General features: G+C 64.0%; 11 protein-coding genes and 1 riboswitch. Of the genes, 2 read left to right on the top strand and 9 right to left on the bottom strand.

Annotated features, from left to right (window positions below; genetic code table 11):
• Window positions 1–8: 8 nt before the first annotated feature.
• From gcvP to FJ940_RS10225, 9 genes are all read right to left on the bottom strand, one after another.
• Window positions 9–2,819, bottom strand: a complete 2,811-nt coding sequence (gene gcvP / locus FJ940_RS10265) for an aminomethyl-transferring glycine dehydrogenase (RefSeq protein WP_140656438.1) — start codon at window positions 2,817–2,819, stop codon at window positions 9–11.
• Between the two features lie 17 nt (window positions 2,820–2,836).
• Window positions 2,837–3,205: a glycine cleavage system protein GcvH gene (gene gcvH / locus FJ940_RS10260; RefSeq protein ID WP_140495853.1), complete on the bottom strand. Its 369-nt coding sequence runs from the start codon at window positions 3,203–3,205 to the stop codon at window positions 2,837–2,839.
• Window positions 3,206–3,212: 7 nt separating this feature from the next.
• Complete coding sequence (gene gcvT / locus FJ940_RS10255; RefSeq protein ID WP_140656435.1) at window positions 3,213–4,310, bottom strand: glycine cleavage system aminomethyltransferase GcvT; 1,098 nt, start codon at window positions 4,308–4,310, stop codon at window positions 3,213–3,215.
• 148 nt (window positions 4,311–4,458) lie between these two features.
• Window positions 4,459–4,545: riboswitch (glycine riboswitch) on the bottom strand.
• A 222-nt stretch (window positions 4,546–4,767) separates the two neighbouring features.
• Window positions 4,768–5,559 (bottom strand): molybdopterin-binding protein, encoded by a 792-nt coding sequence (locus tag FJ940_RS10250; protein WP_140656433.1) that lies wholly within the window; start codon window positions 5,557–5,559, stop codon window positions 4,768–4,770.
• A 1-nt stretch (window position 5,560) separates the two neighbouring features.
• On the bottom strand, window positions 5,561–6,445 hold the full coding sequence (locus tag FJ940_RS10245) for a cytochrome b/b6 domain-containing protein (protein ID WP_140656572.1): 885 nt from the start codon (window positions 6,443–6,445) through the stop codon (window positions 5,561–5,563).
• Between the two features lie 116 nt (window positions 6,446–6,561).
• Window positions 6,562–7,239 carry a DUF1345 domain-containing protein gene (locus FJ940_RS10240; RefSeq protein ID WP_140633496.1) on the bottom strand — a complete coding sequence of 226 codons (678 nt, stop codon included), beginning with the start codon at window positions 7,237–7,239 and terminating at the stop codon, window positions 6,562–6,564.
• Between the two features lie 25 nt (window positions 7,240–7,264).
• Window positions 7,265–7,732, bottom strand: coding sequence for a YaiI/YqxD family protein (locus FJ940_RS10235; protein ID WP_140495857.1), 468 nt, complete (start codon window positions 7,730–7,732; stop codon window positions 7,265–7,267).
• A 64-nt stretch (window positions 7,733–7,796) separates the two neighbouring features.
• Window positions 7,797–8,366 carry an S-(hydroxymethyl)glutathione synthase gene (gene gfa, locus FJ940_RS10230; RefSeq protein ID WP_140495858.1) on the bottom strand — a complete coding sequence of 190 codons (570 nt, stop codon included), beginning with the start codon at window positions 8,364–8,366 and terminating at the stop codon, window positions 7,797–7,799.
• 64 nt (window positions 8,367–8,430) lie between these two features.
• Entirely contained in the window at window positions 8,431–9,558 is a 1,128-nt protein-coding gene (locus FJ940_RS10225) for an S-(hydroxymethyl)glutathione dehydrogenase/class III alcohol dehydrogenase (RefSeq protein WP_140656430.1), read from the bottom strand.
• 202 nt (window positions 9,559–9,760) lie between these two features.
• Here FJ940_RS10225 and FJ940_RS10220 point away from each other — a divergent pair, with 202 nt between their 5' ends.
• Entirely contained in the window at window positions 9,761–11,773 is a 2,013-nt protein-coding gene (locus FJ940_RS10220; RefSeq protein ID WP_140656428.1) for an acetyl/propionyl/methylcrotonyl-CoA carboxylase subunit alpha, read from the top strand.
• Window positions 11,774–11,886: 113 nt separating this feature from the next.
• Window positions 11,887–15,414: a DNA polymerase III subunit alpha gene (dnaE, locus tag FJ940_RS10215; protein WP_140656425.1), complete on the top strand. Its 3,528-nt coding sequence runs from the start codon at window positions 11,887–11,889 to the stop codon at window positions 15,412–15,414.
• The last annotated feature ends 3 nt before the right edge of the window (window positions 15,415–15,417 follow it).

Below are 15,417 nucleotides of genomic sequence, written 5' to 3'. Positions count from 1 at the left end.
TTGCGAGACTATTCGGCCGCGCCCAAATAGTCCGACAGCGGCGGGCATGAACAGACCAGGTTGCGGTCGCCGGCGACATTGTCGATGCGCGATACCGGCGGCCAGTATTTCGCCGCCATGTCGGCGTCTCCGGCGGGGTAGGCCGCTTCCAGGCGCGAATAGGGATGGCTCCACTGGCCGGCCAGCGCCTCCGCGGCGGTGTGCGGCGCATTGACCAGCGGATTGTCGGCCAGGGGCCACTCGCCCCTCGCAACCTTGGCCGCTTCGCCCGCGATGGCGATCATCGCCTCGCAGAAGCGGTCGAGCTCGCGCTTGGGCTCGGATTCGGTCGGTTCCACCATCAGCGTGCCGGCGACCGGGAACGACATGGTCGGCGCATGGAAACCGTAGTCGATCAACCGTTTGGCGATGTCCTCGACACTGATGCCGGCGCTCTCCTTGAGCACGCGGGTGTCGAGGATGCACTCATGGGCAACGCGGTCGCTCCTGCCCTTGTAAAGGAGCGGGAAGTGTGGGGCGAGCCGCGTCGCGACGTAGTTGGCCGAAACGATCGCCGTCTCGGTCGCCTGCTTCAGGCCGGAAGCGCCCATCATGCGGATGTACATCCAGGTGATGGGCAGGATGGAGGCACTCCCGAAAGGTGCGGCGGCCACGGCATGCGCGGAGCCTTCGGTGACATGGCCCGGCAGATAGGGCTTCAGATGCGCCCTGACGCCGATCGGGCCGACACCCGGGCCGCCGCCGCCATGGGGGATGCAGAAGGTCTTGTGCAGGTTCATGTGGCAGACGTCGGCGCCGATGTCGCCCGGGCGGGCGAGGCCGACCAGGGCGTTGAGGTTGGCGCCGTCGAAATAGACCTGGCCGCCATGCTCATGGATGAGGGCGCAGAGATGTCGCGCGCCCTCTTCATAGACGCCATGCGTCGAGGGATAGGTGAACATCAGCGCCGCGAGATTCCTGGAATGCTCGTTGGCCTTGGCCCTCATGTCGTCCATGTCGATATTGCCGTCCTCCAGGCAGCGAACGACGACCACGCTCATGCCGGCCATCGCCGCGCTCGCCGGATTGGTGCCGTGCGCGGAGGACGGGATCAGGCAGACCGTGCGATGGCCCTCGCCGCGCGAGCGGTGATAGGCGCGGATGGCCAGCAATCCGGCATATTCGCCCTGGCTGCCGGCGTTGGGCTGCAGGCTTACCGCATCGAAGCCGGTAATCTCCGAAAGCCAGCCTTCCAGATCGTCGATCATGGCGCGGTAGCCTGCCGAGTGCGCGGCCGGCGCGAAGGGATGCATGTTGGCGATTTCAGGCCAACTCACAGGCATCATCTCGGCCGCGGCATTGAGCTTCATGGTGCAGGACCCCAGCGGGATCATCGCGCGGTCGAGGGCCAGGTCCTTGTCGGCCAGCCGGCGCAGGAAGCGCATCATCTCGGTTTCCGACTTGTTCTCGTGGAAGACGGGCTGGGTGAGAAACTCCTTGCCGCGCGGCTTGCCGGGCGTGGTGGCGGCGGCCTCCGCGCTTGGCTTGGCCCCAAACAAGGCGGCAATGGCTTCCAGGTCGGTTTCGTCAGAGGTCTCGTCGAAGGCGATGCCGACACGGTCGGCATCGATGACGCGCAGAAGCCGGCCGCCCTTTTCGGCGGCGGCGGCAATCTGCGCGGCCTTTCCCTTCGTCTCCACCGTCACCGTGTCGAAGCGGCTCGTGCCGATCACCGGCAAGCCTGCCGCCTTGAGCCCGGCTGCCAGGCGGCTGGCCAGCGCGTGGATGCGCCCGGCGATTGCCTGAAGGCCGGCGGGGCCGTGCCAGATGGCGTAGGCTGTCGCCATGTTGGCAAGCAGCGCCTGGGCGGTGCAGATGTTGGACGTTGCCTTGTCGCGGCGGATGTGCTGCTCGCGCGTCTGTAGGGCAAGCCTGTAGCCTGGACGGCCCTTGCTGTCGGTCGACTGGCCGACCAGGCGGCCGGGCATCAATCGGGTCAATTTGTCGGCAACCGCGCAGTAGGCGGCGTGCGGGCCTCCAAAGCCCATCGGCACGCCAAAGCGCTGCATTGGACCGACGGCAATGTCTGCGCCAAGCCTTGCCGGCGTGTCGGTCAGTGTCAGGCCGAGCGGGTCGGCGATGAAGACGACCAGAGCGCCGGCCGCGCGCGCCTTGTCGATGGCCGCCTTGTGATCACCATAGACGCCGAAAGTGTCCGGCCAGGAGACGAGCAGGGCGGCTGTGTTGTCGTCGATCGTCTCGCCGTCGATCTCGATGCCGAGCGGCTCGGCGCGGGTGCGCGCCACATCCAGCGTCTGCGGGTGCGGCGTGCCGGCGAGAGCCACCTTGGTGCGCTTGTCGCGGTGATGGCGCAATGCGATGCCGATCGCTTCGGCGACCGCTGTCGCTTCGTCGAGCAACGAAGCCGATGCCACAGGCAGGCCGGTCAGTTCCGCAACCAACGTCTGGAAATTGAACAGCATTTCCAGGCGGCCCTGGCTGATCTCCGCCTGGTAGGGCGTATAGGCCGTGTACCAGGCCGGGTTCTCGAACAGGTTGCGCTGGATGACCGGCGGCACGTGCACGCCGTAATATCCGGCGCCGATGAAGCTCTTCAGAACCGTATTCCGGGCCATGGTCGCCGACAATTCGGCCAGCGCTTCGGCTTCGCTGGCCGGCGCGGGCAGGGACAGCGGCTGGTCGAGGCGGATCGATCTCGGCACGGCCTGGCTGATTAACGTCTCCACTGAGGGCACGCCGATGACGGCCAGCATGGCTCTCACATCGGCAATGCCGGGTCCGATATGGCGGGCCGAGAAGGGGTAGGGTGCTGCGGTCATGTCAATGCGTCCTGATTTCAGCCGATATGGGCTTTGTAGGCGGCCTCATCCATGAGACTGGCGAGCTGGCTTTCGTCGGCAAGCTTCATTTTCCACAGCCATCCGGCGCCGGTCGCCGCCGAATTGACCAGCGACGGATCGGACGACAGCGTTGCGTTGGCCTCGGTGATCTCGCCGTCGACCGGCGCGTAGACGTCGGAGGCCGCCTTGACGGATTCGACCACGACGGCGGTGTCGCCCTTGGCGAGCTTCTTGCCTGTTTCGGGCAGTTCGACGAAGACGAGGTCGCCCAGCTGCTCCTGCGCGTAGTCGGTGATGCCGACGGTGGCGATGCCGCCCTCGACGCTGAGCCACTCGTGATCGGCGGTGAAATAGGTCTTTGCCATCTGAAAATTATCCTTTGCGGTAGCGATGCGGGAGGAAAGGCAGGGAAGAAACGTCGACGGGAATCTTCGTTCCGCGCACGTCGGCGAAAATCCGAGTTCCGGGTTTCGCCAAGGGCGTCGGGACATAACCCATGGCGACGGGATGGCCGGCAGACGGGCCGAAACCGCCCGAGGTTACGTGGCCGGCGGGATTGCCGTCGGCGTCAAAGAGCGTGGCGCCGGCGCGCACTGGCTGGCGGGCATCCGGCCTCAGGCCGACGCGCTTCTGAGCGGAGCCGCGCTCGACGGCGGCGCGCAGCGCGTCGGCGCCGATAAACGTGCCGTTGGCGCGGATGTCCGTCGGGATGGCCCACATCAGCGCCGCGCTTGCCGGATCGGTTTGCGCGGTGATGTCCTGGCCGTGCAGGCAGAGGCCGGCTTCCAGCCGCAGGCTGTCACGGGCGGCAAGGCCGATCCACAGCACGCGCTCGTCTTCGAGCAGCTTCGCCACGAGACCGCGCGCGTCTGCCTCAGGCAGGCCGATCTCAAACCCGTCCTCGCCGGTGTAGCCGGACCGGCTCATGAACCAGTTCTTTCGCGGTTCGATGCCATGCATGAACAGCAGCGACCCGGTCTCGATACCGGCGCGCGAAAGTGCCGCCCAGGCCTCGGGACCCTGGATGGCGAGGAAGACCCGGTCGAGCGGTTCGACCTTGACATCGAAGCCGGTCGCGAGCTCGCGCAAATGCTTCTCGTCGGCGATCGCGTTGCCGGCATTCGCGACGACCATGAAGTTGGTATCGCCCAGCCGGGTGACGATCAGATCGTCCAGGATCCCCGCGGCCTCGTTCAGGAAAAATGTCAGCTTCGACTGTGAGATTTCGAGCGCGCCCGCATCGAGCGGACAGGCAAGATTGAGCAGGGGAATCGCGCCCGGCCCGATGACCTTGAACAGTTTCATGTGCGAGATGTCGAACAGGCCCGCATGTTCGCGGGTGTGAAGATGCTCCTTCATGACGCCGGCCGGGTAGGTCAGCGGCATCGACCAGCCGGCAAAGGCGCCAAAGCGCGCACCGGCAGCTGCGTGGATGTCTTCGAGAGGAAGGTGTTTGGTGTCGCCCGTCATGTGTTCTCCAGAGTCGCACGCAATCGGTCGCGAATGGCGACCAGTCCGTGCCCCTCTGTCTGAAGCCTGAGAGACTCGCGCCCCGTAACTCTGTCGGCAGCGCTTACACCTTCGGCGCGGGGGCAGGCCCCGACTTTCCAGAGTGTCTTTCCCGTCTACGGTTCTTTTGCCTGAGAGATTTCGGGCGATTTCCCCTTCGGCGACAGCTCTCGCTGCTCTCTCCCGCAAACAGGTAGGGCTCGCAAAAGCCCTCGACTCGTTATCCATAGCCCGTCAACGACAGATTGTCACCTGCCGGCGACGTGTTGCCGACAGTCTTCGCCAACCAGGCTGTTTGCTGGGCAAGACACGGCCGATATCACTGGGATTGCGAGGCTGTGCGGGCCGGCCCAGCTCTTGACGACGAGGCAAGGCCGCTTAGGCAATGCCTGGCTCGGTAGCAGCGTGCCGATTGCGATCAGATCCCGCCATACCAGTCGTAGCCGTTGTCTTCCCAATAACCGCCACGTCCCGCTCCTACGGCGGCGAAGCCGTCGACCAGCTCGATCTTGTAGAGATATTTCGGCATCTTGTAGCCGAGCTGGCGCTCGACCCGGACACGCAGCGGCGCGCCGTTCTCGACCGGCAGCGGCTTGCCGTTGACGCCGTAGGCCAGGATCGTTTGCGGGTGGCGGGCGTCGATGAGGTCGATGCTGCCGTAATATTTGATGTCGCCCGAAAGGCTGCGGTCGATCGTGTCCAGGCAATGGAACATGACGTAGCGCGCCTCGGGTTTGACCACCGCCTGGTCGAGCACCAGCGACAGCGGCGTGCCGGTCCATTTGGCGATACAGCTCCAGCCTTCGACACAATCATGGCGGGTGATCTGCGTTCGGCTCGGCATGTTCATGAGCTGCTCGCGGGTCAGCGACAGCGGCTTTTCGACCAGACCCGAAACCTCCAGTCGCCAGTCGGCGAAGTTGTTGGCGAGCAGGGCCTTGTAGGTATCGTCGTCGGGTGACGTCACGCCGTTGGGGCGCATCGGCTGACGGATGTCGGCTTCAGTGAACTCCGGCGCCAGCGAATCGCTGCCCGCGAGCAGACGTTGCGCGTGGTGTGTGAGATCGTTGGCGTTTTCGAGGAAGCTGCGCAGGCCGTCGCCCACGCCGAGCTGGCTGTCGAAGGCATCGCAGCCTGAAAGCGTGATACCGGAAAGGCCAAGGCTGGCCGCGGTCAGGAATTTCCTGCGGTTGATCTCGAATTTTGCCATGTCAGGCGCTCCTTTCGGAGGATTTTGCGTCATGATGCGCCGGCGGGTCGGTCCGATACCATCCGGTGACGATCGAGCGCAGTTCGTTGATCGGGCCGGCGGCGACGATCATCAGAATATGGATGATGAAGAAGCCCACGAGCAGCACCATGACGGTGAAATGGATGGTGCGCGCCGTCTGCCGGCCGCCGAGCAGGTCGTTGAGGAACGGCAGCACCGAATTCATGCTTGGCGACATTGCGAGCCCGGTGAGGATCATCAGCGGCAACAGCACGAACAGCACGCCGCCATAGGCCATTTTCTGCAGCGTGTTGTATTCGCGCGTGTGGTGGAACTTCAGCCTGGCGTGATTGACGATATCTTGCGGCAGGCGCCTGAGATCGTCCAGGCGAGGGGCGAGGTCACGTCTGATGTGGCCGTTGACCAGGCTGGCGACCAGCCACACAAGCAGCGTCGTCGTCAGCACCCATGCGAAGAAGAAATGCACGACGCGTGCCGTGCCGAGGTCGTAGTATGATGGGATCGTCGCCCAGGACGGGAAGGCGCGGGGCGTCTCTTGTCCTGCCGGCCCAGACCAGCCGAGCACGCCGGTGGTGTCGAAGCGGTGTCCGAGGATTTCGGTATAGCCGCGCGGCCCGGCATTCGTGTTCTCGGCGCCGATAGCGAAGGCGGTGTTGTTGTAGTCGAAGCCGGACTGCTTGCCGAGATAGAGCTGCGGACGGGCGTTGAAGATCTGGAGGCCGGAAAGCAGCATGAAGAACAGCGAGATGGCCCACAGCCAGTGCGTCAGCCGCGTCCAGGCCGATTGCCGGTAGATCAATGTCGTGGCCTTCGTAGCGTCACTGTCCGCGCTGGCGGCGGGTTGGTTCATGGCAACCGATTCCATCTGGTCTCGCTTCCTGGCCGTTCCATCCGGCGCGGCCGCTGTCTGCATCATTCTCCTCCTGATACGTCGCCAGCCAAGCCGATGTTTCATCGATCACGAAAATATCAGATCGAAGCTCAAGGGCCGCCCAGGCTGACGGCGAGATTGACGGCGGCGGCGACGATGACCGTGTTGAAGAAGAACGACAGGATCGAATGAACAAGCACGACGCGGCGCATATGGGTTGTCGAGATGTTGGTGTCGGCGGTCTGCGCCGTCATGCCGATGACCGTCGAGAAGTACAGAAAATCCCAGCCTTCCGGCCGTTTGTCGCCGGGGAACAGCAAGCCGCCGACCGGGATTTTCTTCTTGGTTCCGGCATCGACCAGGTCGCCGTCCATCCAGTACACATGCGCATAGTGCAATGCCGCCATGGCGTGGATGGTGAACCAGCCGAGGGGAATCGACAGCAGCGCGAAGCCGAGCTCCATCGCGTTCGAACTGCCTTTCTGGTTGATCAACTGGAACAGTGCTGTGATGGCAACGCCGACGACGACCAGCGTGACGGCGAAGATGACCAGCACAGGCTGGTCGGTGTCACGCGCATTCTTGCTGAGATAGATGCCGGTGAATTTGGGCATCTGGGCGACAACCAGCGTGACATAGGCGGCAAAAAAGGCGTTGGCGCCGATCGAATAAGCGAGCGGCGCGTGAAGCAGCAACGCCAGCAGAAGCGCAAAGACGCCGACACAAGCCGACACCGCGAACAGCATGTGCCGGTGCATGGGCGTGCTGGAGGGGATTTCGGCGGCCATGATGGTTCCGAATGGCGCTGGGCTTCTACTGCGGTGTGGCGGATTTTAGAGCGCGCCGCAAGATGCGGTCGAGTTCGCCGAGAAACCGTGAGCGGTCTTGCGGTGCGAAGCTCGCATTGTAGCCCTTGCTTTCGCCGGTCTCGCGCAGATGCTGCTTCAAGTCGCGCATTGCCACCGCCATGCCGATCGTTTCCGGCGTGAATGGACGTCCGGTCGGCCCCAATACATGGGCCCCGAGCGCCACCGTGCGTGCGGCCAGTGGAATGTCCGCGGTCACCACGATGTCGTTGGGTTTTGCGTTTTCCACGATCCAGTCGTCGGCGGCGTCGGCACCCTTGGACACGACGACATTGCGGATCATGGGGTCGCGGGAGGGGCGCAGGCCGCCATTGGAAACATAGGTGACGACGACGCCGTGGCGCTCGGCAACTTTTTCGACTTCGGCTTTGACCGGGCAAGCGTCTGCGTCGACGAGGATGGCGGGTGCGGGCATTGTCTCTCCAAATGAGCATGGGGCCGGCAACCCGTCCGGCCCCATGCCTCAAATCTCATGGTCGTCAGGCCGGAAGCGCTCCCGACCTCTTGGCGGTCCAGGTGGCGATATAGTCCATCAGGCCGGGGTTGAGGCAGTCATAAGGTTCGAGGCCGATCGATTTCAGTTGGCCGCGAATGCTGTCCATGCGGCTCGGGTCGACACCGGATTCGATGATCGAAGAAACAAAGGCGGTAAAGCCCGGCGGCGACCAGCCATCCTCCTCGAAGCGCTCGGGATGGATGAAGGACAAGCCCTTGAACGGATGGTCGCGCTCGACGGGTCCATGCATGTGGACGCCGCAGCCGGTGCAGGCATGGCGCTGGATCAACGCGCTCGGGTCCACCACCTTCAGCTTGTCGCCGTTCTCGGTGACGGTGACGTCGCCGGTGCCGGCTACGGCCACCACCGAGAACACCGCCCCTTCGGGCTTCCAGCATTTGGTGCAGCCGCAGGCGTGGTTGTGGGCGATCTGGCCCTTGACCTTCACCTTGACCGGATTGCTGGTACAGGCGCAGACCAGCGTGCCGCCGATAAAGCTCGCACTCTCCCTGGGCAGACCATTGTCGATTTTCGGATGCAGTTTTTCCGCCATGCCTTTCTCCTCCCATTTTTGACCACAGAGGTCGCGGGCCCGTGCCCGCGGCGTGTGGCCGCCCTCAATAAACCACGACACTCCTGATCGACTTGCCCTCATGCATGAGGTCGAAACCCTTGTTGATGTCCTCGAGCTTGAGCGTGTGGGTGATCATCGGATCGATCTCGATCTTGCCGTCCATGTACCAGTCGACGATCCTGGGCACGTCGGTGCGGCCGCGCGCGCCGCCGAAGGCGGTGCCCATCCAGGTCCGCCCGGTGACCAGCTGGAAGGGCCGCGTCGAGATCTCCTGGCCGGCGCCCGCCACACCGATGACCACCGACTTGCCCCAGCCGCGATGCGAAGCCTCCAGCGCCTGGCGCATCACCTTGGTGTTGCCGGTGCAGTCGAACGTATAGTCGGCGCCGCCGATCTGGTCGGCGCCGCGCTTGGTCATGTTGACGAGATGGGCAACGATGTCGCCGTCGATCTCCTTCGGATTGACGAAATGCGTCATGCCGAAGCGCTCGCCCCAGGCTCGTCTGTCGTTGTTGAGATCGACGCCGATGATCATGTCGGCGCCGGCAAGTTTCAGGCCCTGGATGACGTTGAGCCCGATGCCGCCGAGGCCGAAGACCACCGCGGTCGCGCCTTGCTCGACCTTGGCGGTGTTGATCACCGCGCCCACGCCGGTGGTCACCCCGCAGCCGATGTAGCAGATCTTGTCGAAGGGCGCGTCGGGATTGACTTTGGCCACGGCGATCTCCGGCAGCACCGTAAAGTTGGAGAAGGTCGAGCAGCCCATATAGTGAAACAATTTTTCGCCCCCGATCGAGAAGCGCGAGGTGCCGTCCGGCATCAGGCCTTGCCCCTGCGTGGCGCGGATGGCGGTGCACAGATTGGTCTTGCGCGACAAACACGACGGGCACTGCCGGCATTCGGGCGTATAGAGCGGGATCACATGGTCGCCCTTTTTGACCGAGGTGACGCCCTTGCCGACATCGACCACCACGCCGGCGCCCTCGTGGCCGAGAATGGCCGGGAACAGGCCCTCGGGATCGGCGCCCGACAGCGTGAACTCGTCGGTGTGGCAGATGCCGGTCGCCTTGATCTCGACCAGCACCTCGCCCTCGCGCGGACCGTCAAGGTCGACCTCCATGATCTCAAGCGGCTTTCCGGCAGCAACGGCAACGGCGGCGCGGGTTTTCATCTGGCAATCCTCCAACGCAATTTTGCGCTCAGGCTTTCAGGTTTTGGCCTGCTCATCAACCGCCAGATGAGACGAAATATCGGCTTTCTTGACGCAGGTAGCACACCCTTGACCGCAGGCGTTCGCGCCACGCACACGGTACTTGAGACATGGCGACATAATCCATAGAACTGGACCGTCCGCCGGAGGGGAATTTGCCCGCATGTTCACCAAAATCCTGATCGCCAACCGTGGCGAGATAGCCTGCCGCGTCATCAAGACCGCGCGCAAGATGGGCATCGCCACGGTCGCTGTCTATTCCGACGCCGATCGCGATGCCGTGCATGTCGAGATGGCCGACGAGGCGGTGCATATCGGACCGTCGCCAGCCGCGCAGAGCTATCTCGTGCCCGAGAAAATCATCGCGGCGTGCAAGGCGACCGGCGCTCAGGCCGTGCATCCCGGCTATGGCTTCCTGTCCGAGCGCGCATCATTCTGCGAGGCGCTGGAGAAGGAGGGCATCGTCTTCATCGGGCCGAAGCCGAAGGCCATCAAGGCGATGGGCGACAAAATCGAATCGAAGAAATTCGCCAACGCCGCCAATGTTTCGACGGTTCCCGGCTGGCTCGGCGTCATCGAGAACGCCGACCACGCGGAGAAGATCGCCGGAGAGATCGGCTATCCCGTGATGATCAAGGCCTCGGCCGGCGGCGGCGGCAAGGGCATGCGCATCGCTTGGAACCAGGCCGAGGTGCGCGACGGCTTCGACCGCGCGCGCTCGGAGGCCAAGAGCTCGTTCGGCGACGACCGCGTCTTCATCGAGAAGTTCATCGTCGATCCACGCCACATCGAGATCCAGGTGCTGGCCGACGCGCATGGCAACGCACTCTATCTCGGCGAGCGCGAATGCTCGATCCAGCGCCGCAACCAGAAGGTGGCCGAGGAGGCGCCATCGCCTTTCCTCGATGCCAGGACACGCAAGGCCATGGGCGAGCAGTCGGTGGCGCTGGCCAGGGCCGTCGACTACCAGAGCGCCGGCACGGTGGAATTCATCGTCGACTCTGAGAAAAACTTCTATTTCCTTGAAATGAATACACGATTGCAGGTCGAGCATCCGGTGACGGAGCTTGTCACCGGTGTCGATCTGGTCGAGCAGATGATCCGTGTGGCAGCCGGCGAGAAGCTCGCCTTGAAGCAAAGCGACGTGAAACTGAATGGCTGGGCGGTGGAGAGCCGGCTCTATGCCGAGGATCCGTATCGCAACTTCCTGCCGTCGATCGGCCGCCTGACGCGCTATCGACCGCCGCAGGAAGGGCAAGTCGGCGACGTCGTCATCCGCAACGACACCGGCGTCACCGAGGGATCGGAGATTTCGATGTTCTACGACCCGATGATTGCCAAGCTGTGCACCTGGGCGCCGACCCGGCTGGAGGCAATCGACGCGATGTCCGAAGCGTTGGACAGTTTTGTCGTCGACGGCATCGAGCACAACATCCCTTTTCTGGCGGCGCTCATGCAGCATCCGCGCTGGCGGGAAGGGCGGATTTCGACCGGATTCATCGCAGAGGAATATCCCGACGGCTTTGCGCCGATCCTGCCCGACCATGACGACAAGGCCGTGTTGGCGGCGGTCGCCACCGTGGTCGAATTGCTGCGCCGCGACCGGCTCGACCGGCTGGGCGGGCGCTTGGCGCCGCATTCGGGGGCACTCAAGCGTCACTGGGTGGTGAAGATTGGCAAGGACTATCTGTCCGCGTCCATCCTGGAGGGCATGATCTCCATTCCGATGGAAGTCGACTTGTCCATCGAGGGCGGCAAGCCGCTGACGGTTTCGTCGGCCTGGCGGCCGGGCGAACTGGTCTGGCGCGGCAGCGTCGGCGGGCACGAAATGGTGGCGCAACTGCGCCCGGCGCCAAACGGCCTTCGCATCGCCTGGAAAGGGCTTTCGGTGACGGCGCGCGCCATGCTGCCGCGCATTGCCGTGCTGGAAAGGCTGATGCCGGAAAAGCTGGAGCCCGACACGTCCAACCTGCTGCTATGTCCCATGCCCGGCCTCGTCGTCTCGATCGCCGTCGCCGAAGGCCAGGAGGTCAAGGCCGGCGAGACTCTGGCCGTCGTCGAGGCGATGAAGATGGAGAACGTGCTGCGCGCCGAGCGCGATCTCGTGGTGGCGAAACTCAACGTCAAGCCGGGCGACAGCCTGGCCGTCGACGCGGTGATCATGGAATTCGCCTGAAGCGAGGGCGGGCGGAAGCCTGTGGCCGATGTTCGTTTGTGCTGGACTGGCATCGCCCGGTGCCGGACAATACATCTTGATCGACTCAAGTCCTTCGGGAAACGCGAAAAACCATGGCGGATGACAGACTTCCACGCGACCCCTTGCTGCGCGAAGCGGCAGTGAAGGCGGCGGCGCCAGAAGCGCCGGCGCGTCCTTTCGTGCATCTTCGCGTCCACTCGGCCTATTCGCTGCTGGAAGGCGCGCTCCAACTCGGCAAGATCGTCGGCCATGCGGTCAAGGACGAGTGTCCGGCAATCGCGGTCACCGACACCAACAATCTGTTCGGCGCGCTCGAATTCGCGCAGAAGGCGGTGAAGGACGGCATCCAGCCGATCATCGGCTGCCAGATCGCGCTCGCCTTTTCCGGCGAGAACGTCGACGGCCAGCGCGACCGCCGGCGGCAGGGGCCCGAGATGCGGCCAGTCGTGCTTATCGCGGCGACCGAGGCCGGCTATTCCAATCTGGTCAGGCTGGTAAGCCGCGTCTATCTGGAGACGCCGCCCGGCGAGGCGGTGCATCTGACCAGCGAGATGCTGGAGGGCCAGGCCGACGGGCTGATCTGCCTCAGCGGCGGTCCCCGCGGCCCTATCGGCGCGGCTCTGAAGGAGGATCGACGCGATCTCGCGGAGACCCGGCTGTCGACCCTGAAAGCCCTGTTCGGCGATCGGCTCTATGTCGAACTGGAACGAGTTTCCGGTTACGACCGGCTGATAGAACATTCCACGATCGATCTCGCCTATGCCCACGAGTTACCGCTCGTCGCCACCAACGAGGCGTTCTTCTCCTCGCGCGACGATTATGACGCGCATGATGCGCTGATCGCCATAGCGGAGGGCTCGGTCGTCGCCGTGGACAATCGCCGCCGGCTTTCACCGGATAACTTCCTGCGTAGCCAGGCTGAGATGGCAGCGTTGTTCGCCGATCTGCCGGAAGCGATCGACAACACGGTCGAGATCGCGTTGCGCTGCTCCTACTATCCGAAAACCCGCAGCCCGATCCTGCCGCGCTTTACCGGCGGCGACGCGTCGGACAAGGACGCAGCCGAGAAGGCCGAGGCCGCCGAACTTGCCCGCCAGGCGCGTGAAGGGCTGGAGGCCCGGCTTGCCGCGCACGGACCGACGCCGGGCTATACGGTCGAGCAATACCGCGAGAGGCTCGAGTTCGAGCTCGGCATCATCGAGAAGATGAAATTCCCAGGCTACTTCCTGATCGTTGCCGACTTCATCAAATGGGCCAAGTCGCAAGGCATTCCAGTCGGGCCGGGGCGCGGCTCGGGTGCGGGCTCGCTGGTCGCCTATTCCACCACCATCACCGACATCGATCCGCTGCGTTTCTCGCTGCTGTTCGAGCGCTTCCTCAATCCGGACCGCGTGTCGATGCCCGATTTCGACATCGACTTCTGCCAGGACCGCCGCGAAGAGGTGATCCGCTATGTCCAGCAGAAATATGGACGCGACCAGGTCGGCCAGATCATCACCTTTGGAACGCTGCAAGCCCGCGCCGTGCTGCGCGACGTCGGTCGCGTGCTGCAAATGCCTTACGGCCAGGTCGACAAGCTGTCCAAGATGGTGCCGCAGAACCCGGCCAATCCGGTAAAACTGGCGGACGCCATCGCCAACGAGCCGCGTTTTGCCGAGGAGGCCGAAAAGGAGCCGATCGTCCAGACGCTGCTCGACATGGCACAGAAGCTGGAAGGGCTTTATCGCCATGCGTCGACGCACGCCGCCGGCATCGTCATCGGCGACCGGCCGCTGTCGGAGCTGGTGCCGATGTACCGCGATCCTCGTTCGGACATGCCGGTCACCCAGTTCAACATGAAATATGTCGAGCAGGCCGGGCTGGTGAAGTTCGACTTTCTCGGCCTGAAGACGCTGACGGTGCTGGAGACGGCGGTGAAGCTGATACGCCGCCGCGGCATCGACATCGATCTTGCGACGATACCGCTCGACGACCCCGAGACCTACGCCATGCTGTCGCGCGGCGAAGTGGTCGGCGTGTTCCAGGTGGAAAGTGCCGGCATGCGCAAGGCGCTGATCGGCATGCGGCCCGACTGCATCGAGGACATCATCGCGCTGGTGGCGCTGTACCGGCCGGGGCCGATGGAGAACATCCCGACCTACAACGCCAGGAAGCACGGCGAGGAGGAGATGGCGTCGATCCATCCCAAGATCGACCATCTGGTGAAGGAGACGCAAGGCGTCATCGTCTACCAGGAACAGGTGATGCAGATCGCGCAGGAATTGTCCGGCTATTCGCTGGGCGAAGCAGATCTTTTGCGCCGCGCCATGGGCAAGAAGATCCGCGCCGAGATGGACAAGCAGCGTGAGCGCTTCGTCTCGGGCGCCGTCGAACGCGGCGTGGCCAAGCCGCAGGCCGACTTCATCTTCGACCTGCTAGCCAAGTTCGCCGACTACGGTTTCAACAAATCGCACGCGGCCGCATACGCCGTCGTCTCGTACCAGACCGCCTATCTCAAGGCGCATTATCCGGTCGAGTTCCTGGCGGCGTCGATGACGCTCGACATGGGAAACACCGACAAGCTCGCGGATTTCCGCCAGGATGCGCTGCGCCTCGGCATCGAGGTGGTGGCACCGTCGGTGATATCAAGCTTTCGTCCCTTCGAGGTCGGCGAGAACCGCATCTACTATTCGATGGCCGCGCTCAAGGGAGTCGGCGACGCGGCGGTGGAGCATGTCGTCGCCATGCGCGGCGAGAAGCCGTTCAAGAGCCTGGCCGATTTCTGCGAGAGGGTCGATCCGAAAATCGTCGGCAAGCGCGTCTTCGAAAGCCTGATCATGGCCGGAGCGCTAGACTGTTTCGGCCATGACCGCGCCGCGATGATGGCTGGCGTCGAGCGGATGATGGGGCTGGCGTCACTGGCGCAGCAGAACGCCGTCTCAGGCCAGGCCGACATTTTCGGCGCGTCTCTAGGGGCACAGTCGCAGGCGCTCAACTTGCCCGTGACCGAACCGTGGCTCGCCGCCGACCGCCTGCACCGCGAATTCCAGGTGGTCGGTTTCTATCTCTCCGCCCATCCGCTGGACGAGTACAAGGCGGCGCTGCAGAAGATGCGGGTGCAGAACTGGGCGGAGTTTTCGGCCGCGGTCAAGCGCGGTGCCACCGCAGGGCGCCTCGCCGGCACCGTGACCACCAAGCAGGAGCGCAAGACGCGGACCGGCAACAAGATGGGCGTGGTGCAGTTCTCGGACACGTCCGGCCAGTATGAGGCGGTGCTGTTTTCCGAAGGATTGGCGCAGTATCGCGACATGCTGGAGCCGGGCCGCTCCGTGGTCATCACCGTGGCGGCGGAGGACAGGCCGGAGGGCGTCAACCTGCGCATCCAGACAGTGCAGTCGCTTGAGGACGAGGCCAGCCGCATCCAGAAGGCACTGCGCATCTTCGTCAGAAACGATGCGCCTGCCTCGATCATTCAATCGCAGCTTACCCAGCGTGGTGAAAGTCAGGTGAGCATCATCGTTATCAAGGAAGAAGCGCAGGGCGAGGTGGAGATTGCCCTGCAGGGGGGCTACCGCGTCTCGCCGCAAATCGCCTCGGCGATGCGCGCCGTGCCAGGCGTGGTCGAAGTGGAGCTGGTGTGATCG

The sequence above is a fragment of the Mesorhizobium sp. B2-3-7 genome (assembly GCF_006442695.1).
Taxonomy (GTDB): Bacteria; Pseudomonadota; Alphaproteobacteria; order Rhizobiales; family Rhizobiaceae; genus Mesorhizobium.
This window is presented reverse-complemented; position numbering and strand designations above follow the sequence as displayed.